Here is an 18,918-nt window from a genome sequence, read left to right as displayed (position 1 = left end):
GAGGGAGACGGGAGGCGTTAGAACTGGGCCTTCCCCCACCGCAGGTCGTCGTACGTCGCCTGCTGGTCGCTGTCGAACCGCTCCTCGAACTTCCGGCGGAGCGCGGCCTTCTCCGTGGCGTCGATCCGCGCCAGCTCGTCGGCCTTCGCGACGGCCTCCGGCGGTCCCCGCGTCGTCGCCACCTCGGCGAGGACCTGCCGGGTGAGCCGGTCGCGGGTCTCGGCGTCGCGGGTGAACGCGTACGGCGCCTCCAGCTTGTACGTCACGTCGGTCCGCGGGTCGTAGACGACCGTGAACGTGGGCTCGTACAGTTCGGGGTCGAGCTCCCGGTCGATCCCGAGCGCGTCGCCGTCGGCGGCCATCGTCGCGTCGGCGCCCCCGCGGCTGTGGAACCACGTGGTGAACGTGAGCGCGTCGTCGAGGCGGTCGCCGCGACGGCTCGCACCCCCTCGACCGAACCCCTCGTCGGTCGGTCGCTCGGGGTCCTCCCGCCGCTCCAGCAGCCGCGTGAACAGCGCGGTGTCGTCGGGCCACGGCGGCTCGACGCCCTTCCGCGCCAGCGCCCGGACGATCGCCCCGCTGGAGGGGTTCTTCACGAAGCCGGCGAGGGGCACGTCGCGCTCGACGAACCGCTCGACGAGCCGGACGTACTTCTCGACCACGGCGCGGGGCTTCGCCTCGCGGGCGAGCGCGCCGAGCTCGGGGTTGCGGTCGTCCCACGTGAACAGCTCCTTCGGGTAGATCGGACCGTCGAGGACGAGCAGGTCGTCGACCTCGTCGGCGTGGTCGAGCGCGTGGGTCCCCTCGGCGAGGTAGAGGGCGAGCGCGTGGACGACCCCCTCCGCGTACCGGTTCACCCGCGGCGCGTGGAGCACGCGCTGGCGGGTGTGGCCCTCGTCGCGCTCGGTCCAGTCGCCGTCGAAGTCGGCGGTGGAGTCGCCGGCGTGGACGGTCGCGACGATGGTGCGCTCGCGGTGCAGGTCCAGGTCCGTCGGCTCGCTCGCCATCGCGGCGTGGGCCACGTCGACGACGAGCCCGTTCTTGAACGTGGTCGGGTTGATCGTGCCGGAGTCGAGCCCGTGGACCGTCTCGAACGGGCGCTCGGCGAGGGCGGCGTCGTCGATGGGGGCCAGCCGGCGCTCGTGGTCGCCGACGGGCTCGACGACGACCCGACCGTCGCGGCGAAGCTCGGGGAGCCAGTCGCGCCACACCCGCTCCGCGAGGTCGTCGTGGTCGGTCGTGTCCACGTCGCTCGCGATCCCGTACGCGAGCCGCGCGATGTTCTCGACGTGGATCGGATCGAGCGTCACGACCGTAGTGCGGTCCGACCGGTCTTAAACCCGTTCCGCCCGAGGCGGCGCGGCGTCGGCGGAGCGGACTCAAAAGACCGGGGCGAGACGGTCGGATCCGCCGACCGCGGTTCCGCCGTCTATCGGCGAGAGAACGGCTCTACAAGTATCAGACGAGATATTCGGGGGAGAACCTTCTTTGCCGGAATCGGTGGATGTGGGCCCATGGCAGAGTCAGGGCTCACGTCGGAGACGACGACCGGCCGACCGGAGGGGATCGGGGGGAAGCTGCGCGAGGTCGTCCGGTACATCCCGGACGGCACGTCGATGCCGGAGGAGATGTGGAGCGGCCGTCACCGGAACATCCTCCTCTTGATCGTGGCGCAGGTGCCGTTTCTGATCGCGCTCGGGCTGTACGAGGGGACCGAGTCGTTCACCGGCGCGCGGATCCCCGCGGCGCCGATGTGGATGCTCGGCGGGTTCACCGCCCTCATCCTCGGCACGGCGGCGCTGGCGAACTGGTCGCGGCTCGGCCGCCGCCAGCGGACGGTGCTCACGGCGTTCAGCCTCATGACCGTCTCGATGGCGCTGGTGAAGCTGTCGGGCGGCTACATCGAGGCGCACTTCAGCTTCTTCGTGTTCGTCGCGGTGCTCGCGCTGTACGAGGACTGGCTCCCGTTCGCGGTCGGCGTCGGGTACGTCGCGGTCGGCCACGGCGCGTTCAGCCTGATCGACGCGAGCCTCGTCTACAACCACGCGGCGGCGATCGAGAACCCTATCGTCTGGGGCGGCATTCACGCGTTCTTCGTCCTGGGGCTCGTGGGCGCGCTGATCGCCAACTGGTACTCGATCGAGAAGTCGCGGGAGGAGGCGCAGCGCCAGCTCGACCTCGTCGCCGAGCAGAAGGCGGAGATCCAAGACGTCGAGGAGGCGAAGGCCGAGGTCGAGAAGCGCCGCGAGGAGGTCGAGTGGCTGAACCAGCACTTAGAGACGAAGGCCGACGACTACAGCGCGACGATGGACCGCGCGGCCGACGGCGACCTCACGGTCCGGCTCGACGCCGACAGCGAGAGCGAGGCGATGGCGCAGATCGGCGCCGCGTTCAACGAGATGATGGACGACATCGAGGCGACGATGCGGGATGTCCAGTCGTTCGCGGGCGAGGTGTCCGCGGCCAGCGAGAAGACGGTCGAGGGCGTCGACACCGCGGAGGCGCGCAGCGAGGACGTGAGCCGGTCTATCGAGGAGATCGCCGAGGGCGCGGACGACCAGCGCGAGATGCTCGAACAGGTCTCCGGCGAGATGAACAACCTCTCGGCGACGATCGAGGAGGTCGCCTCCTCGACGGAGACCGTCGCGGACGCGGCCCAGGAGACGGCGTCGATCGCCGACGAGGGACAGGACACCGCGGGCGAGGCGATAGAGAGCGTACAGGAGTCCCGCGACTCGATCGGCGAGACGGCGGAGAAGGTCAGGGTCCTCGACGAGCGGATGGAGGACATCGGCGAGATCGTCGACCTCATCGGCGACATCGCCGAGCAGACGAACCTGCTCGCGTTGAACGCCAATATTGAGGCCGCGCGGGCGGGCGGCGGTGGCGGCGGGAGCGACGGGTTCGCGGTCGTCGCCGACGAGGTGAAACAGCTGGCCGAGGAGACCCAGGAGGCGGCCCAGGAGATCGAGGAGCTCATCGCCGGCACGCAGGCGCAGACGCAGGCGACCGTCGAGGAGGTCCGGACCGCCGAGGAGCACATGGAGGAAGGCGCCGAGGCCGTCAGGGACGCCGCCGACGCGTTCGCCGAGGTGGCCGACAACGCCGGGGAGACCGACGACGGGATCCGCGAGATCAGCAAGGCGACCGACGACCAGGCCGCGAGCACGGAGGAGACGGTGTCGATGGTCGAGGAGGTGGCGGGGATCAGCAAGTCGACCGCCGACGAGGCCGACGAGGTCAGCGAGGCGGCAGACGAACAGCTCGCCGCGATGTCGCAGGCGACCGACGAGGCCGGCTCGCTCGCCGACCAGGCCGAGCGCCTCCGGGCGCTGCTCCGCAAGTTCGAAGTCGGCGAGGAGTCGCCGGACGACCCGTCGGCGCCGGGCGCGCGTAACGTCGCGATGGGCGACGGCGGGCAGTCGGACTGAGGCGTCGACCGCGGCGGTTCGCGGCTATCCGTTCTACATCGCGTCGACGACGGCTTCGAGCACCGGCAGCGCGCGCTTCACTTCCGCGCCGTCCTCGACGAAGACCAGCGTCCGCGGCGGTCGGACCGCCTTCGGCCTGACGCGGAGCCCCGCCTCGTCGGCCGCGGCGGCGGCGACTCTCGGGAGATCCGCGTCGCCGTCCCCGTCGTCGACGAACTCGATCCGGGCGCGGTCGGGGTGGACGTAGACCTCGGCGACGAGGACGGGGTCGGCGGCTTCGGCGCCCGCACTCGCTCCCTCGGCACCCGTCCCCTCGCCGCCCTCGTCCCCGCGAACGATCCGGTACGCGAGCGCGCCGTCCGGCGTCGGCTCCGCGTCGGGATCGGCGTCGGCGAGCGCGAGATCGCGCAGCCCCCCCTCGTTCCCGGAGACCTCGGAGGCGAGCAGCTGGCCGATCCGGACGCCGTCGGTCAGTCGGTCTTCGACCATCAGGTGTCACCCGCGGCGTCGGTCGCGTCGCTGGCGTCGCCCGACTCTCCCGCGCCGCCGGCGTCGCCCGCCGTTCCACCGTCGGCGGCCGCCGCGAGCTCCTCGCGCACGTCGGCCGCGAGGTGATCGACGGCGGCGCCGTGCTCCTTCGCGACGAGGACCGCGGCCGCCTCGATGGTGACGGCGAGCGCGCGCTGCCGCTCGTTGATCGCGGCGACGGCGCGCTGCTTCTCGACGCCGGCCGCGACGATGGCGTCGAGGGCGGTCTCGAACGTCGACTGCTCGCGGAGGATCGACTCGTCGGGCGTGAACCCCTCGGGAACGAGCACCTCGTCGGGGTCGAACCGCGCGACGAGGTCGCCGTCCTCCTCGGCCACCAGCCCGCGGCCGACGGCGACGTCGACCAGCCGCTTCGCCTGGTCAGGTGAGAACCAGTCGCGGTCGAGCGACAGCGCGACGACGAACTCGCCCTCGCCCAGCCGCTCCTTCGCGCGGTGTTTGAACGGGACGGCGACGGCGACCTCCAGGCTCATGTGCGATCGGCGGGGCGTCGACGGCTGTAAACCTACCGGACCGCGGGGGGCGCGGACCGAGGAAGCGGAGGGGAGAGCGAGGGCGACCGCGCTCAGTCGTCGTTCGGGGGCGCCGTCGCCGCGGCGTCGGCTGCGCCGGCGCCCGCGTCGGTCGGCGTCGCGTGCAGGTCGTAGCCGGTCGCGGCCATGGCGAACAACACGAGCGGCGAGAGGAACGCGAACAGGTAGTAGGGCGCGTACTCCAGCGTCGGCACGCCGGTGACGCCCGCCATGTAGACGGCGCCCGCGTGCCACGGGAACAGCGCGCCGGTCGGCGTCCCGGCGGCCTCGACGGCCCGGGAGAGCTGGTCGGTGTCCATCCCGAACTCCTCGTAGGTGTTCCGGAGCGTGACGCTCGGCAGGACGATGCTCATGTACTGCTGGGCGGTGAGCGCGTTGATGGCGATCGCCGAGACGCCGGTGCCGGCGACGAGCGCGCCCGGCCTCTTCACCGAGGAGGTGAACGCGTGCGCGATCACGGCCAGCACGCCGGTGCGCTCCAGGATCCCGCCGAGCGAGAGCGCCGCGACGACGACCGTGATCGTCCACGCGGAGCCGGTGAGGCCACCGGTCGCGAGCAGCTCGTTCACCAGGTCGGAGCCGGAGTCGGGCGCGGTCCCGTACATGAACGTGTCCCACGCGGCGACGAAGCCGGCGCCCTGCACGAGGACCGTCGTGAGCACGCCGGCGAAGACGCCGGCGACGAGCGTCGGGAGCGGGGCGTGGCCGCGCAGCGCCAGCCCGAAGGTGACGGCGAGCGGGATAAAGGCGAGCAGCGTGATCGCGTACGTTCCGGCAAGCGCGCCCTGGATCTCGGCGATCCGGCCGGCGGGAATCGAGCCGCTGGCGCGGAGTCCGAGCGCGAGGAAGCCGAGCACCGCGAGCCCGAACGCGAGGAGGGTGCCGGTCCGCATCCGGCGGATGTGCGCGTACAGGTCGGTGTTCGCCACCCCGGCGGCGAGGTTCGTCGTGTCCGAGAGCGGCGACTGCTTGTCGCCGGCGTACGCGCCCGAGAGCACGGCCCCGACCGTCATCGGATCCGGGACGCCGAGCCCCGCGCCGATGCCGACGAAGGCGACGCCGAGGGTCCCGACGGTGGTCCACGAGGAGCCGATCGCGAAGGCGACGACCGCGGCGACGACCGCGGCGGCCGGGAGGAACGTCGCGGGCGTGAGCGTCTCCAGCCCGAAGTACATGAGCCCCGGGATCGTCCCGGCGCTCACCCACGTCGCGATGAGTCCGTAGATGGTGAAGATGATGAGCAGCGCCTGGAGCCCCATCACGAGACCGTTGGCGATGCCGTCGAACAGGTCGTCCCAGTCGTAGCCGAGCCAGAGGCCGAAGGCGCCGACGAAGGCGATACTCCAGAGGAGCGGCGCGTGCGGGTCGAGGCCGAGGACGGCCGAGCCGATGCCGAGGAACGCCACGACCGCGAGGACCGGGACTAGCGCCGCCGCCAGGCTCGGGCGGCGGTCCGGGTCGAGGTCCTCGTACGTCGTGGGCGTGAACGAGCGTGCCATGGGCGCTCGTATTCTTTTGAAGCATAAATATAGCTCGAAATATGCGCGAGAAAGATAACGATCGTTCATCGGCGTCGGGAGCGGTTCGCCGGCGAGCGGTCGTCGGCGTCGCCCGCGTCCCTCCGGGAGCGACCGTGCGCCGCCGTGTCGCGCGGATCCCCGAACGGACGGTCTTATACGCGTCGGTGGGCTAGGACCGTCAACATGATATTCGAGGGCCTCCCGACGACCCCCCGCTCGGAGGAGCTCGTCGACAAGGCGTTCTCGCGGGCGGCCCGTGCGGGACGCGCGAAGCGCGGCCACGAGGCGCAGGAGTCGATGCTGCGGACCGCGGGCAACGTGCTCTCGGACAACTTGGAGAACGTCGTCGTCTCGTGGCCGGACTTCGGCTTCGACGTCGACCCGTTCTACTACGAGCTCGCCGACGCCATCGTCGACGTCGACCGCCTCCGGCAGGCGCTCTCGCAGGTGATGTGGGCCAGCCGGCAGATCGAGGACCTCCGCGACGAGTACACGACGAAGGTCCGCAACTCGGACGTCGACACTGCGCGGAAACACCGGAAGCAGGCGTTCGCGCGCATGGCCGACGTGATGGACCAGATCGAGGACGACCTGCGGTACATCGGCGACTCGCGGGACCAGCTGAAGGTCTTGCCAGATATCCGCCCCGACGAGCCCGCCATCGTGATCGCCGGCTACCCGAACGTCGGGAAGTCGTCGTTCGTCAACCGCGTCACCCGCGCCTCGAACGAGATCGCGGAGTACCCGTTCACGACCCGCGGCGTCCAGATCGGCCACTTCGAGCGGGACCACGTTCGGTACCAGATCGTCGACACCCCCGGGCTGCTCGACCGCCCGGAGGACGAGCGCAACGACATCGAGCGGCAGGCGGTCAGCGCCCTCGAACACCTCGCGGACGTCGTCGTCTTCGTGCTCGACCCCTCCGGGGACTGCGGCTACCCGCTCGACGTCCAGCTGGAGCTGCGCGAGGAGGTCCGCGAACTGTTCGGCGACGCGGTCCCGTTCCTCACCGTGGCGAACAAACACGACCGCTTCGAGGCCGTTCAGGCGGAGTCCGTCGACGCGACGATGAGCGTCACCGAGGACGAGAACGTCGAAGCGGTCCTCGACATGGCCGTCGAGGCGGCCGCGTTCGAGCCCGACCTCCCGACGCGCGACGGTAACGAGTAGCCGATCGGTCGTCGCGCCCCGGAAAGGATGGTTTCAAGCGGGCGGTCGCCGAACCGACGCCCATGTACGACGGTCTCAAGGGATTCCGCGACTTCTACCCCGGCGAGCAGTCCGCCCGCCGGGAGGTGACCGACGCGATCGAGGACGCCGCGAGCCGGTACGGCTTCCGCGAGATCGCCACCCCCGCCCTGGAGCGGACGGAGATGTACGTCGACAAGTCCGGCGAGGAGATCGTCGAGGAGCTGTACGCCTTCGACGACAAGGGCGGCCGCGGCGTCTCCATGACGCCCGAACTCACCCCGACCGTCGCCCGGATGGTCGTCGCGAAGGGCCAGGAGCTGTCGAAGCCGATCAAGTGGGTCTCCACCCGGCCGTTCTGGCGCTACGAGCAGGTCCAGCAGGGTCGCTTCCGCGAGTTCTATCAGACGAACATCGACGTGTTCGGCTCCTCGGCGCCCGAGGCCGACGCCGAGGTGCTGGCGGTCGCCGCCGACGCGCTCACCGACCTCGGGCTCACCGGCGACGACTTCGAGTTCCGCGTCTCGCACCGCGACGTCCTCGGCGGGCTCGTCCGGGCGCTCGCCGATGACCCCGACGCGGTCGACGCGAAAGCGGCGATCCGCGCGGTCGACAAGCGCGCGAAGGTCGACGACGGCGAGTACCTCGGGCTCCTCTCGGACGCCGGGCTCGACCGCGCGACCGCCCGCGAGTTCGACGACCTCATCGCGGGCGTCGACGCTCCAGACGACCTCGACGCGGTCGCCGAGGCCGGCGGCGAGGACGTCGAGGCCGCCGTCGAGAACCTCCGGAACGTGCCCGCCGCGGCCGACGACTTCGGTGCGGGCGAGTTCTGCGAGGTGTCGCTGACGACCGCCCGCGGGCTCGACTACTACACCGGCGTCGTCTTCGAGTGCTTCGACTCCACCGGCGAGGTGTCCCGCTCCGTCTTCGGCGGCGGGCGCTACGACGACCTCATCGAGAGCTTCGGCGGCCAGCCCACCCCCGCGGTCGGGGTCGCCCCCGGCCACGCCACGCTCAAGCTCCTCTGTCAGCGCGCCGGCGTCTGGCCCGACGAGGAGCTCTCGACCGACTACTACGTGCTCTCGGTGGGCGACACGCGGAGCGAGGCCGCCGCGCTCGCCCGCGACCTCCGGGCGCTCGGCGACGACGTGGTCGTCGAGGGGGACATCTCCGACCGATCGTTCGGGGCGCAGCTCGGCTACGCCGACTCGATCAACGCGGAGACGGTCGTGGTCGTCGGCGAGCGCGACTTGGAGAACGGCGAGTACACGGTGAAAGACATGGCGAGCGGCGACGAGACGACCGTCCCGGTCGAGGAGTTCCCGCCCGACGAGGGGCTGCCGACGTACAAGGACTTCGAGTAGCCGACCGGACAGGGCGACGCGACGCTCGGGAACGCGGGGCGGCGCGATCCCTGAACGCTTTTGCGTCGCGCGTCGGGACCGTAGGGACGATGATCCCGCTCGCGACCGCCATGCCCCCAAGCGAGATCGCCCTCCGCGTTGCGGCGGGCGTCGCCCTCATCCTGATCAACGCGTACTTCGTGGCGATCGAGTTCGGGCTGACGCGCCTGCGTCAGTACCCCGAATCGGAGATGGACACCCCCGGACTGCGGCGGGCGTGGGAGATGACCGACGACCTGGAGTTCTACCTGACGACCTGTCAGGTGTGGATCTCCGGGACGAGCATCGCGCTCGGTATCGTCGCGGAGCCCGGCCTCGCCGCGCTGTTCGCCCCGGTGTTCGAGAACACGGCGCTCGCGTCCGCCGGCGCCGGTTCGCTGCTGGGCTTCTTCCTCATCAACATGGTCCACCTGACCCACGGCGAGCAGACGCCGACGTACCTCGGCGTCGAGCGCTCGAAGCAGGTCGCCCGGTACGGCGCCCGGCCCCTGTACTGGTTCGCGTGGCTCATCTCGCCGCTGATCAAGGTCGGCGACTGGGTCGCGAAGGCGACGCTCGGACTGTTCGGCGTCGAGATGACCGGCTCGTGGACCGAGGCCGAAGAGGAGGTGTTGGAGACGCGCGCGGAGCTCCGGAACCGCCTCGGGTCGATGATGGAGGACGTCGAGCTCCCCGAGGAGCGCCGGGAGGAGGTGCTCAGCGCGCTCGACGTCGACAGGGTCACGGTCGCGGACGTGATGACGCCTCCCGGCGAGGTCGTCTCGCTGACGACCGAAGCGTCCGTCGAGGCGAACCTCGACCGGATCCGCGACACGCCCCATACCCGCTTCCCGCTCGTCGGCGCCGACCCGACCGATTTCGAGGGGATCGTGTACGCCCCCTCGATCGTGAGCCGCTACGACGAGCTCCGGGAGGGCGACCTGACGTTCGCGGACGTCGCGGCGCCGCCGATGACGATCCCCGCGGACGCGAGCGTCAGCGACGCCTACGACCGGTTTCAAGCCGAATCACAGGAGCTCGCCCTGGTCGTCGAGGACGGCGAGGTCGTCGGGTTGCTCACCGCGACCGACGCCATGGAGGCGGTGATGGGGCAGCTGGAGGACCCGCTGGACGCCGACGAACTGTAACAGACGCGGTGGCGCGCGCCTCCGAACGGCCGCCCCCGGCGGCCGCGAAGGAGCGCGTGCGAGGGAGTCGCGAGAGAGCGGGCGACCGCCGGGAGCCCCGACCGAGCGACGAGGCTGGGGAGGCGTGAGGCGCTGTGCGGTTGCGGTCGGACGGGCTCAAACGGGCAGCCGCGAGGCGGGCGCAGGCGACGGAAGCAGCGTGGCGCTACGTGCCACGAGCAGCCGGCGGCTCCGCCGCCGGCGACACCGTAACGAGGGAGCGAACGAAGTGAGCGACCGAGTGAGGCGCGCAGCGAGCGTGCGCCCGCCTCGCGGCTGGGGCTTTGGAAGTGTTCAGCGTCGATCCAGTACCAGTCACGTATAGCCGAGCTGCCGGGGAGTTCGAAACCGTCCCCTGCCTCCTCTGTCAGTTCTTGTACGCCTCGCGCAGGAATACAAGCGCGCCGCCGAGCATCGCGAGGTTCCCGAAGAACGCGAGCCGCTCGCCGCTCTTGTCGTCCTCATCGGCGTTCCAGAAGTCGTGCATCGTCGCGGTCACGACCGTCAGGAAGGCGACGGCCGCGCCGGTCGCGACCCGCGGCGCCCGCCAGAGCGCGATCCCGATCCCAGAGACGAGCATCATCCCGGAGGCGAACGGGGCCGCGAGGTCGGGCGCCGGCACCCCCGCGGACTCGGCGTACTCGATCGTCTCGTCCATCTCGCGGAAGTCCTCGGAGGCCTGCGCCGCGAGGCCGACCCCGAGCAACACGCGCCCGAGCCGCGAGGGCGCGCCGCGACTCCCCGCCGTCGTTCCGTCGCCGTCCGCCGCCTCGACCGCCTCGGTGTCGTCGCTCATGGATCTACCCACGGTAGCATGACACATAAATCGACGTGCGCGAGGGCCGGGCGCCCTCGGCGCGACGGCAGGGAGCGGACGCCCGGCTATCCCCAGTTCCACCGGGCGTGAAGCCGGCGGACGGAGAGGTCGAGCCAGAAGCCGATGAAGCCGATCACCAGCATGATCGCGGGGATCTCCGCGTAGGAGAACCGGTCGCGGGCGTCGAGGATGAGGTAGCCCAGCCCGGTGTTGACCCCGAGCATCTCCGCGGGGACGAGGATGATCCAGAGGATGCCGATCGAGAGGCGGATCCCCGTGAGCATGTCCGGGATCACCGCGGGGACGACGACCCGGCGGAGCAGGGCGCGCGTGTCGCCGCCAAGCGACTCGCCGACCGTGAGCCAGTCGTCGTCGATGGTCGCGATCCCGTGGGCCGTGTTCAACACGATCGGCCAGAGGCCGGCCATGAACATCACGAACACCGCCGACCGCGTCCCCACGCCGAAGACGATGATGGCGATCGGGAACCACGCCAGCGGCGAGATCATCCGCATGAACTGGAAGAGGACGGTCGTAGCGCGCTCGGCGGCCTTGAAGTAGCCGACGACGATCCCGACCGGGAGCCCGACCGTCAGGCAGAGCGCGAGCGCGACCGCGAACCGGTAGATGCTGACGAACACGTGGTCGTAGAACGCGGGCGAGACCACGAGCTCGGCGAGGACCGCGAACGTCGAAGCCGGCGCGAAGTTGGTGATGATGCCGCTGCCGAACGCCGTCACCGCCCACCAGACGGCGAGGCCGCCGAGGAGCCCGACCGCCGGCAGCAGGCGGCCGCTCTCCCCGACCAGCTCAGAACCGTATCGTCTCCTGTCTCTCGTAGCCATCGTCCTCGGGAACGTCGAACGCCGGCGGGCCGCCGGCCTCTTCTAAGGCTGTGCGAACGGGGTCGTACGCGACGAGGTCGTCGGCGACCTCGGCGGGTCCTAGGTCGTCGAGGAAGGCGTCCTCGCCCTCCACGCGCGTCTCGCGCATGCGACGGATCAGCTCCTCGGTGTACGACGGGTACGGGTACGGGTAGAAGCCGATCCGGTCGATGTCCCAGTCGGCGTTCTGGATCGCGCCCGAGTCGAGGTACGGCTGGTGGTCGTCGTAGTGGGTGAGTGCGCGGTCGATCGGCTCCGGCCCCTGCGGGAGCAGGCCGCTCCCCTCGGAGGAGAGCAGCTGCGCCGCCTCGGACCGGTTCTCGCGGAGGTACTGCTGGGCGTCGACGATCCCGCTCATCACGTCGGTCGTCCACTCAGGCTGGGCCTCAACCAGCTCCTCGCGCATCACGACGACGCAGCAGGCGTGCTCGCGCCAGACGTCGCCGGTGAACCGCAGGATCTTCCCGCCGGCGTCGAGCTCGCCGATCGCGTTGAACGGCTCGGCGACGATGTATCCCTCGATGGAGCCGTTCTCCAGCGCCGCGGGCATGTCCGGCGGGGGCGTGACGACGAGGTTGACCTCGTCGTCGGCCACCTCGTCGGCCGAGGAGTCCGTCCGGGGCGTGAGCCCGGCCTCGCGGAGGCCGAGCTGGAGGATGACGTTGTGGATCGAGTACCAGAACGGGACGGCGACGGTGCCGCCGCCGAGGTCCGACCACTCGTCGATCTCCTGTTGGACCGTCAGCGCGGAGCCGTCCGTGTGGTCCCACGCGACGACCTGCACGTTCGCGTCCAGCTCGTCGCCGTAGCGCATCCACACCGTCATCGGCATCAGGAAGTGGGCGACGTTGACTTCGCCGGAGAGGAACGCCTCCGCGAGGTCCGACCAGCCGCGGAACAGGGTCGGCTCCGCGGCGTCGACGCCGTGGTCGGCGAAGTGGTCGTTGGCGTACCCCGTCAGCAGGGGCGCCGAATCCGTGATCGGGAGGTAGCCGATCTCCGCGGTCGGCGGACCGTTGCCGCCCCCGCTACCGCCGCCGAGACAGCCGGCCGTGGAGCCGACGCCGGCCGCCGCGAGCGACGCCAGGCCGGACTCCTTCATGAACTCGCGTCGGGAGAGCCCGCTCGTGCAGGCCTTCTCCGACGGATTCTGCCACCCGGCGCCGCCGACGAGCTCGCGCGCGCTCTCGGCGACGTCGGGGTCGACGTCGTCGTGGTCCGTGTGATTGTCGTGCGTCATTCGAGTCCCACCGCCTCCAGGCGTTCGAAGACCGCCGCCCGCTCGGAGAGGAACGCCTCGTCGTCCCGCGAACGCGTGTCGCTGTCGATCGGTTCGACGTGTTCGATGCCCGCGGGGACCGGTCCCATGACCGCGACGCGGTCGCCGAGGTACACCGCCTCGTCGATGTCGTGCGTGACGAACACGGCGGTGACGCCGAGCTCGTCGACGATCCGCAACAGCTCGTCCTGCAGCTCCATCTTCGTCAGCTGGTCGAGCGCCGAGAACGGCTCGTCGAGCAGCAGCACCTCGGGCTCGTTCGCGAGCGTCCGCGCGAGCGACGCGCGCTGCGCCATCCCGCCGGAGAGGTCCGCGGTGTCGGCGTCCTCGAAGCCGTCGAGCCCGACCAGTTCGAGCAGCTCGTCGATCAGGTCGGGGTCGGGCTCCTCGCCGCGGAGCCGCGGGCCGATCTCGACGTTCTCGTGCACCGAGAGCCACGGGTAGAGGAGCGGGTCCTGAAAGACGACGCCCCACCGGTAGTCGGGGCCCGTCACGGCCTCGCCGTCGATCTCGACGCGGCCGCCGGTCGGGTCTTCGAGTCCCGCGAGCAGGTGGAGCAGCGTCGTCTTCCCGCAGCCGGACGGCCCGAGGAGACAGCAGACCTCGCCGGGGTCGACCGACAGGTCGAGCCCGTCGAAGACGAGGGTCTCATCGTACCGCTTCGTGAGGTCGCTGGCGACGATCGGCGCCGCGTCGTCGGCGCGGCGGTCCGCGTCGCCGGCGTCGGCGCCGACCGCGGACGCGGCGTCGACGTCGGACCGAGCGTCCGGCTCGTCACCGCCGTCGTCAGTCGCCGCGCGGGACTCGAGCGACATCGGTCAGTCCGCCGTCGCCTCGGGCTCGTCCTCCTCGGACTCGGCCTCGTCGTCCGGGAGCACGCCCTCGTTCTCGACCTCCTCGGCGGTCCCGATGTCGGCGTCGTCCGGGACGAACCCCTTGTCGCGCATCCAGTCCGTGGTCGCGCCGATCCGGTCCTCGTCGGGGGCGCGAACGGGGAGGAACTCGCGGAGCTCGAACTCCTCGCGCAGCCGGTCGAAGTTCACGTCGTCGAAGGCCGCCTTGTCGGCCGCCTCGTCCTCCAGCAGCGCGACGTAGCGGTCGGTGTACCCTTCGAGGTCGTCGTTGATGTCGGCGACCGCGCGGTTCAGCGCCGCGAGGAACCCCTCCAGCTTCTCCGGCTCGGGCTGCTCGCGCGTGGTGATGGCGGCGCGGCACGGCCCGTCGAAGACCTCCTTCAGCTCCTCGTCGTAGCGGCCGAGCGTGACGAACGGCTCCAGCACCGCGATGGAGTCGACCTCGCCCTCCTTCACCGCGTCGAAGCGGTCCTCGGCCTCGCCGACGTGTTCGAGGACGATATCGTCCTCGTCGAACCCCTCGTTCTCCAGCATCTCCCGCATCGAGTAGAAGGAGGTGGCGTACTTGTTGATCCCGACGGAGCGACCGCGCAGGTCGTCGATCGTCTCGGCGTCGTCGTCGGCGTCGACGAAGACGACGCGGTCCCACTCGCTGTAGGAGCCGACGATGTCACGGTCGGTCTCGGAGACCTCCTGGACCGCGTTCCACTCGCAGACGCCGTGGGTGCCGCCGTCCTCGTCCATGTCGTCCCACCAGTCGGCGTCGAAGGCGTTCTCGCCCTCGAAGTCCTGCGTCCCGGGCGCGAAGTACGAGAGGTCGGCGTCGACGCCCTCCTCTTCGAAGTAGCCGTTCTCCTCCGCGACGTCCTGCACGAGTCTCCACGTGAAGTATTCGTGGGAGACATTGAGATCTGACATCGAATGCTCCTTAGTTTTATTGTAAGGTATAACTCCGGAAACCGACAAGGATGAGCGGTGCAACCGCCTTCGCGCAAATATTGCGAGAGCCGAACGTATTCGGTCGTCTCGCCGGCGGGAAACCGGTCGCTGATCGGCGTAAACGACCCGCTATCGGCGGATCCTCGATGTGTCGTGTGAACTGTTCGCACCAGTAGAACGAGCAATATTTGTGCCTTTCTCCGTCGCGTCTCCGGTCCGGCCGCCTCAGCCTCGCTCGATGCGGTTCAGCAGGGTCGCCGTCGCGTCGGCGTCGAACGCCATGGGGCGGCGCCACCACGGCCCCTTCCCCGAGTCGCTGGAGAGCGCGGTGACGAGGCGGTTCGCGTCCGCGCCCGCCTCGGGGGCGCTCAGGGGAACGACGCGGTCGAAGGGCCCGGACGCCACCGGGTCGCCGGCGACGACGACCCGCGCGTCGAACGGGTCGCGTTTCAGGTGGGCGTTCGTCGGCGCGACCGCGGCCGCCGCGTCGCGGTCGACGGCGCGGGGGTCGCCCCCGCTGCCGGACGCGTCGCCGCCCGTCTCGGAGCGGTCGCCGACCGCGAGCGTCCGCTCGACGCGGATCCCCGCGAAGAGGTACGCCCCCCAGTCGGGCGCGAGGTCGTCGTCGGGGTCGGGCGCGTCGCGCTCGGCTCCGCCTCCGGTGGGCCCCTCCCCCGGCCCGGCCCAGCCGTGCGGGCGCAGCGACAGCGTCGCGTAGAAGAACAGCCAGTCGCCCGGTCCGAGGCCGGCGATCCGCCCGGCCTTCACGCCGTGGGGGTCGCCGTAGGTCGCGCGGTCGCGGCCGTGGACGCCCGGGAGTTCCGGGTCGAGGTGGACCGGAGTCTCACGCAGGTCTGCGGGTATCTCAAAGGGGAGGTCGAGGTCGCCGTACGTCGGGAGCGGCTCGTCGACCGGGAACCGCCCGGGCGGGAGCGTCGCCGCCGACTCGGGGATCGGCACGTACGCGAACGAGCCGTCGGGATAGACGGGGCCGCGGAAGCCGGGCTGGTTCGTATTGGCGGCGACGTTGACGGCGACGGCGCGGGGGTCGGCCATTAAAAATGAGGACTCCGGACGGGTCAGTCCGCCGCGGCGGCGGGCGCGTCGTGGTCGATCTCGGTGCCGAGCAGGTCGAGGAACTGCGCGATCCACTCGGGGTGATCGGGCCACGCCTGGCCGGTGACGAGATTCCCGTCGGTCGTCACGCCGTCGACCCACGAGCAGCCGGCGGCCTCGACCTCGGGCCTGACCGCGGGGTAGGCGGTGATCTCGTAGCCGTCGAGCACGCCGGCGGCCGCGAGGATCTGGGGGCCGTGGCAGATCGACGCGACGGGCTTGTCGGCCTCGAAGAAGTGGCGCACCGCGTCGAGCACCGCGTCATACCCGCGGAGGTACTCCGGCGCGCGCCCGCCGGGAACGACCAGCGCGTCGTAGTCGGCCGGGTCGACGTCGTCGAACCCGTGGGTGAGCGCGAAGTCGTGGCCGCGGCTCTCCAGGTAGGTCTGATCGCCGCGGAAGTCGTGGATCGCGGTCTTAACCGTCTCTCCGTCCTCTTTCTCCGGGCAGACGGCGTGGACCTCGTGGCCGACCGCCTGTAGCGCCTGGAACGGGACCATGATCTCGTAGTCCTCCCCGAAGTCGCCGACGATCATCAGGATCCGTTGTCCTGTCATGTTTGCAACACCACGCGGCCGTACGCGCCGCTGACAAATAACGCTATTGGCAGGTGGTAACACACGGCGCCATCTCCCCGGCGTCGCGGTCAGCCGAGCAGGTCGATACCGGTGACCTCGAACCGCGCGCCGCCGCCCGGCGCGTCGGTGGCGACGATGTCCCAGCCGTGCGCGTTGACGATCGTCCGGACGACCGAGAGCCCGTACCCGTGGCCGCCCTCCCTCGTGGTGAACCCGTGATCGAAGACCTCCTCCCTGCGGTCGGCCGGGATTCCGGGACCGTTATCCCCCAGGAAAAAGCCGGTGTCGAGCGGGCCGACCTGAACCGTCACGTCGTCGCCGCCGTGGTCCACGGCGTTCTGAAAGAGGTTCACGAACAGCTCGCGGAGCCGGTCGGAATCCCCGCTCACCGGTCGGACGTCCTCGTAGCGAAGGGTCGCGTCGACGTTCAGATCCCGCCAAGCCGCGTCGGCGACGTCGCCGATGTCGGTCGGCTCCGGGTCCGTGACGACGTCTCCCTGTCGGGCCACCCGAAGCAGGTCCTCGACGAGCCGCGCCATCCTGTCGGTCGTCTCGTCGATCCGATCGAGGTGCGTCTCGTCGCCGGTGTCCTCGTACAGCGTGAGGCTCCCCTCGATGAGGTTCAGGGGGTTCCTGAGGTCGTGCGCGAGGATGTCGGTGAACTCCTTGAGCCGGTCGTTCTGGCGCTCTAACATCCGCTCGTACTCCTTTTTCGCCGTCGTGTCTCGACAGACCGCCGCGTACCCGCGAAACGCGTCGTCCCGCAGCGGCGACAGCGTCAGGGTTCCCCAGAAGACGGACCCGTCCGCGCGCCGGTGCCAGTGTTCGAACTCGGTCGGATCGGTCTGCGGCTCCGCGAAGAACTCCGCGGGGAGCGAGTCGGGCTCCGCGCCGTCCTCGTCGTCGGCGACCAGCAGCCGCACGTGTCGGCCGCGGACCGCCGCCGCCTCGTGGCCGTAGAGCGCGGTCGCCGGGGCGGGCCACGTGGCGATGGTGCCGTCCGCGTCGAGCATGAAGATCGCGTGCGTCGAGACGCCCTCGACGAGCCGGCGATCGACGTCGTCTCCCGATCCGGACCGGTCGGTGCGGGAGTCGGAGCAATTGGGAGCGTCCGCCATGCGAACACCCTCGTCCCCGACCGCCAATCCGTTTCGGATGGTGTGTCATGGTAGTTATCAGCTCGTCGGTGAGTCACCTCTGAGGGGTCAGTCCGCCAGCTCCACGACCATGACCTCCACGTCCGCGTCCGTTCCGTTGTTCCGGTACTCCCACGTTCCGCGGGGGTCGACGCCGTTCTCGAGGGCGGTGCGAATCACCCGACCGAGGGCGATCTCGAACTCCGCCGTGCTCGATAGCTCGTCGTCGGCTGTGTCATCGGTTGTCATGGTGAAGCGTGTACTCGACTGCGAGACGGCGTCGTCGCGGAGGGGAACGCGCCCCCGCACGAACGGATCGCAGTCGCTTTTCTACGGTATCTGATATGTACCGTGAACGGATAACACCACCGAAACGCATGGTACACCAGGGTTGCCATCGCTCGGAGAGACGGCCGCTACCGAGCTTTTAACGCGGTTGCACCGAAACGGACACGTATCGAATGAGTGTCATCGTCGAGATAACTATTCCGTCCGCGGCGTTCGAGCTGGGACGGATCCTCCGGGTCGAAGGGGGCACCCGGATCACGCTCGAAACGATGGTGCCGCTGGGGGGAAGGCCGACCCCGTTCGTCCGGGTCCGGAACGACCAGCGGGAGACGTTCGAGCGATCGGTCCGCGAGCACTCGGCGGTCAACGAGATCACGCTCGTCAACACCCACGGGGACGAGACGCTGTACGCGCTGGACTGGGAGCCGTCCGAGAAGTCGCTGCTGCGGGCGATCCTCAACCTGGACGCAGTGCTGTTGGACGCGACCGGCACCGCCGACACGTGGGCGCTCGAACTCAGGTTCCCGTCCCACGACGCACTCTCGGCGTTTCAGGACCACTACATCGACGAGGACATTCAGGTGTCGATCGAGCGCATCTACAACCCCACGAAGCCCGACGCCGGCCCCTGGTACGGGCTGACGCCCCCGCAGCGCGAGACGCTCGCGCACGCCGTCGAGTCCGGGTACTACTCGCTGCCGCGGGAGATGTCCACGAAGGAGCTCGCGGACGGGTTCGATATCTCCGATCAGGCCGTCACCGAACGTCTCCGGCGCGGTATCGCCACTCTGGTTTCGAACACGCTGTTGATCGGTGACACAGAGGAGTAGCCGGGGGCGCGCCCCCTCCCGCGAGCCGGCGGTTTAGTTCGGCGGCCGGAGGTCCCGCCCGAACTCGTCGAACCGGTCGAGGTCCTCGGGGAGTTCGTACCCGATCTCGCGCTCGTCCTGGCTGTCGGGGAGCCGGCCGTCCTCCAGCTCCTCGGCGACGTCCTCCCAGCCCGGTTTCACGCGGACGCTCCGGGCGGGGGAACCGACGACGACGTGGTGGTCCGGGACGTCGCCCTGGACGACCGAGCGCGCGCCGACGACGCTGTTCTCGCCGATCCGGCAGCCGGCGCGCACCATCGCGTCGTAGGTGACGCGGGCGTCGTCCTCGACGATCGTGTGGAAGTTGCGGACCTCGGTCTGGTCGACGAGGTCGTGGTCGTGGCTGTAGAGGTGGACGCCGTCGG

The 18,918-nt window shown here is 70.3% G+C and carries 19 protein-coding genes; 5 read left to right on the top strand and 14 right to left on the bottom strand.

From position 1 onward, the window contains the following. Window positions 1-17: 17 nt before the first annotated feature. Window positions 18-1,310 carry a DNA double-strand break repair nuclease NurA gene (locus SD626R_RS07655; protein WP_092565341.1) on the bottom strand — a complete coding sequence of 431 codons (1,293 nt, stop codon included), beginning with the start codon at window positions 1,308-1,310 and terminating at the stop codon, window positions 18-20. 306 nt (window positions 1,311-1,616) lie between these two features. Here SD626R_RS07655 and SD626R_RS07650 point away from each other — a divergent pair, with 306 nt between their 5' ends. Continuing rightward, window positions 1,617-3,431: a methyl-accepting chemotaxis protein gene (locus SD626R_RS07650; RefSeq protein ID WP_199242142.1), complete on the top strand. Its 1,815-nt coding sequence runs from the start codon at window positions 1,617-1,619 to the stop codon at window positions 3,429-3,431. 33 nt (window positions 3,432-3,464) lie between these two features. Here SD626R_RS07650 and SD626R_RS07645 read toward each other — a convergent pair whose 3' ends face one another. From SD626R_RS07645 to SD626R_RS07635, 3 genes are all read right to left on the bottom strand, one after another. After that, window positions 3,465-3,920, bottom strand: coding sequence for a DUF7993 family protein (locus SD626R_RS07645; RefSeq protein ID WP_092565337.1), 456 nt, complete (start codon window positions 3,918-3,920; stop codon window positions 3,465-3,467). Further along, window positions 3,920-4,453 carry a DUF2240 family protein gene (locus SD626R_RS07640; protein ID WP_092565335.1) on the bottom strand — a complete coding sequence of 178 codons (534 nt, stop codon included), beginning with the start codon at window positions 4,451-4,453 and terminating at the stop codon, window positions 3,920-3,922. Before SD626R_RS07640 ends, SD626R_RS07645 begins: the two co-directional genes overlap by 1 nt. A gap of 92 nt (window positions 4,454-4,545) precedes the next feature. Further along, window positions 4,546-6,012, bottom strand: coding sequence for an arginine/ornithine antiporter ArcD (locus SD626R_RS07635; RefSeq protein ID WP_092565333.1), 1,467 nt, complete (start codon window positions 6,010-6,012; stop codon window positions 4,546-4,548). A 204-nt stretch (window positions 6,013-6,216) separates the two neighbouring features. On the opposite strand from SD626R_RS07635, the gene SD626R_RS07630 reads away from it, so the two are divergent. The 3 genes from SD626R_RS07630 (at window position 6,217) to SD626R_RS07620 (ending at window position 9,754) form a co-directional block, all read left to right on the top strand. Then, window positions 6,217-7,203 carry an NOG1 family protein gene (locus tag SD626R_RS07630; RefSeq protein ID WP_092565331.1) on the top strand — a complete coding sequence of 329 codons (987 nt, stop codon included), beginning with the start codon at window positions 6,217-6,219 and terminating at the stop codon, window positions 7,201-7,203. A 62-nt stretch (window positions 7,204-7,265) separates the two neighbouring features. Further along, on the top strand, window positions 7,266-8,588 hold the full coding sequence (gene hisS / locus SD626R_RS07625) for a histidine--tRNA ligase (protein WP_092565329.1): 1,323 nt from the start codon (window positions 7,266-7,268) through the stop codon (window positions 8,586-8,588). Window positions 8,589-8,677: 89 nt separating this feature from the next. Continuing rightward, the gene (locus SD626R_RS07620; RefSeq protein WP_092565327.1) at window positions 8,678-9,754 is read left to right on the top strand and encodes a CNNM domain-containing protein; all 1,077 of its coding nucleotides are present in this window, start codon (window positions 8,678-8,680) and stop codon (window positions 9,752-9,754) included. 406 nt (window positions 9,755-10,160) lie between these two features. On the opposite strand, the gene SD626R_RS07615 is transcribed toward SD626R_RS07620, so the two are convergent. The 9 genes from SD626R_RS07615 to SD626R_RS07575 all read right to left on the bottom strand — a co-directional run bounded on the left by SD626R_RS07615 (window position 10,161) and on the right by SD626R_RS07575 (window position 17,645). Further along, complete coding sequence (locus SD626R_RS07615; RefSeq protein ID WP_092565325.1) at window positions 10,161-10,589, bottom strand: DoxX family protein; 429 nt, start codon at window positions 10,587-10,589, stop codon at window positions 10,161-10,163. Window positions 10,590-10,675: 86 nt separating this feature from the next. Beyond that, on the bottom strand, window positions 10,676-11,455 hold the full coding sequence (locus SD626R_RS07610; protein WP_092565323.1) for an ABC transporter permease: 780 nt from the start codon (window positions 11,453-11,455) through the stop codon (window positions 10,676-10,678). After that, entirely contained in the window at window positions 11,421-12,734 is a 1,314-nt protein-coding gene (locus tag SD626R_RS07605; RefSeq protein WP_092565321.1) for an ABC transporter substrate-binding protein, read from the bottom strand. The genes SD626R_RS07610 and SD626R_RS07605 overlap by 35 nt, the downstream gene beginning before the upstream one ends. Then, on the bottom strand, window positions 12,731-13,588 hold the full coding sequence (locus SD626R_RS07600) for an ABC transporter ATP-binding protein (RefSeq protein ID WP_092565319.1): 858 nt from the start codon (window positions 13,586-13,588) through the stop codon (window positions 12,731-12,733). The genes SD626R_RS07605 and SD626R_RS07600 overlap by 4 nt, the downstream gene beginning before the upstream one ends. Window positions 13,589-13,591: 3 nt before the next feature. Continuing rightward, entirely contained in the window at window positions 13,592-14,545 is a 954-nt protein-coding gene (locus tag SD626R_RS07595) for an ABC transporter substrate-binding protein (protein ID WP_092565317.1), read from the bottom strand. A gap of 246 nt (window positions 14,546-14,791) precedes the next feature. Continuing rightward, window positions 14,792-15,622, bottom strand: coding sequence for an Nmad3 family putative nucleotide modification protein (locus SD626R_RS07590; RefSeq protein WP_092565315.1), 831 nt, complete (start codon window positions 15,620-15,622; stop codon window positions 14,792-14,794). A gap of 23 nt (window positions 15,623-15,645) precedes the next feature. Continuing rightward, the gene (locus SD626R_RS07585) at window positions 15,646-16,239 is read right to left on the bottom strand and encodes a DJ-1/PfpI family protein (RefSeq protein WP_092565313.1); all 594 of its coding nucleotides are present in this window, start codon (window positions 16,237-16,239) and stop codon (window positions 15,646-15,648) included. Between the two features lie 89 nt (window positions 16,240-16,328). Further along, complete coding sequence (locus SD626R_RS07580) at window positions 16,329-17,378, bottom strand: two-component system sensor histidine kinase NtrB (protein WP_092565311.1); 1,050 nt, start codon at window positions 17,376-17,378, stop codon at window positions 16,329-16,331. An 87-nt stretch (window positions 17,379-17,465) separates the two neighbouring features. Then, the gene (locus SD626R_RS07575) at window positions 17,466-17,645 is read right to left on the bottom strand and encodes a hypothetical protein (RefSeq protein ID WP_092565376.1); all 180 of its coding nucleotides are present in this window, start codon (window positions 17,643-17,645) and stop codon (window positions 17,466-17,468) included. Between the two features lie 212 nt (window positions 17,646-17,857). Between SD626R_RS07575 and SD626R_RS07570 the strand changes: the two genes are divergently transcribed. Further along, the gene (locus SD626R_RS07570; protein WP_092565309.1) at window positions 17,858-18,514 is read left to right on the top strand and encodes a helix-turn-helix domain-containing protein; all 657 of its coding nucleotides are present in this window, start codon (window positions 17,858-17,860) and stop codon (window positions 18,512-18,514) included. A 33-nt stretch (window positions 18,515-18,547) separates the two neighbouring features. Here the strand turns inward: SD626R_RS07570 and SD626R_RS07565 are convergent. After that, a partial coding sequence (locus SD626R_RS07565) for an acyltransferase (protein WP_394324699.1) occupies window positions 18,548-18,918 on the bottom strand: 371 nt, incomplete at its 5' end.

Source organism: Halorubrum sp. SD626R (assembly GCF_001261915.1).
GTDB lineage: Archaea > Halobacteriota > Halobacteria > Halobacteriales > Haloferacaceae > Halorubrum.
The sequence above is the reverse complement of the archived record's forward strand: the minus strand, read 5'-3'. Positions and strand labels throughout refer to the sequence as shown.

What these genes read in the sequence shown, in the direction of transcription:
- SD626R_RS07650 (WP_199242142.1), top strand. Translation starts at nt 1,617, where the DNA reads ATGCCGGAGGAGATGTGGAGCGGCCGTCACCGGAACATCCTCCTCTTG.
- SD626R_RS07645 (WP_092565337.1), bottom strand. Translation starts at nt 3,920, where the DNA reads ATGGTCGAAGACCGACTGACCGACGGCGTCCGGATCGGCCAGCTGCTC.
- SD626R_RS07640 (WP_092565335.1), bottom strand. Translation starts at nt 4,453, where the DNA reads ATGAGCCTGGAGGTCGCCGTCGCCGTCCCGTTCAAACACCGCGCGAAG.
- SD626R_RS07635 (WP_092565333.1), bottom strand. Translation starts at nt 6,012, where the DNA reads ATGGCACGCTCGTTCACGCCCACGACGTACGAGGACCTCGACCCGGAC.
- SD626R_RS07630 (WP_092565331.1), top strand. Translation starts at nt 6,217, where the DNA reads ATGATATTCGAGGGCCTCCCGACGACCCCCCGCTCGGAGGAGCTCGTC.
- hisS (WP_092565329.1), top strand. Translation starts at nt 7,266, where the DNA reads ATGTACGACGGTCTCAAGGGATTCCGCGACTTCTACCCCGGCGAGCAG.
- SD626R_RS07620 (WP_092565327.1), top strand. Translation starts at nt 8,678, where the DNA reads ATGATCCCGCTCGCGACCGCCATGCCCCCAAGCGAGATCGCCCTCCGC.
- SD626R_RS07615 (WP_092565325.1), bottom strand. Translation starts at nt 10,589, where the DNA reads ATGAGCGACGACACCGAGGCGGTCGAGGCGGCGGACGGCGACGGAACG.
- SD626R_RS07610 (WP_092565323.1), bottom strand. Translation starts at nt 11,455, where the DNA reads ATGGCTACGAGAGACAGGAGACGATACGGTTCTGAGCTGGTCGGGGAG.
- SD626R_RS07605 (WP_092565321.1), bottom strand. Translation starts at nt 12,734, where the DNA reads ATGACGCACGACAATCACACGGACCACGACGACGTCGACCCCGACGTC.
- SD626R_RS07600 (WP_092565319.1), bottom strand. Translation starts at nt 13,588, where the DNA reads ATGTCGCTCGAGTCCCGCGCGGCGACTGACGACGGCGGTGACGAGCCG.
- SD626R_RS07595 (WP_092565317.1), bottom strand. Translation starts at nt 14,545, where the DNA reads ATGTCAGATCTCAATGTCTCCCACGAATACTTCACGTGGAGACTCGTG.
- SD626R_RS07590 (WP_092565315.1), bottom strand. Translation starts at nt 15,622, where the DNA reads ATGGCCGACCCCCGCGCCGTCGCCGTCAACGTCGCCGCCAATACGAAC.
- SD626R_RS07585 (WP_092565313.1), bottom strand. Translation starts at nt 16,239, where the DNA reads ATGACAGGACAACGGATCCTGATGATCGTCGGCGACTTCGGGGAGGAC.
- SD626R_RS07580 (WP_092565311.1), bottom strand. Translation starts at nt 17,378, where the DNA reads ATGGCGGACGCTCCCAATTGCTCCGACTCCCGCACCGACCGGTCCGGA.
- SD626R_RS07575 (WP_092565376.1), bottom strand. Translation starts at nt 17,645, where the DNA reads ATGACAACCGATGACACAGCCGACGACGAGCTATCGAGCACGGCGGAG.
- SD626R_RS07570 (WP_092565309.1), top strand. Translation starts at nt 17,858, where the DNA reads ATGAGTGTCATCGTCGAGATAACTATTCCGTCCGCGGCGTTCGAGCTG.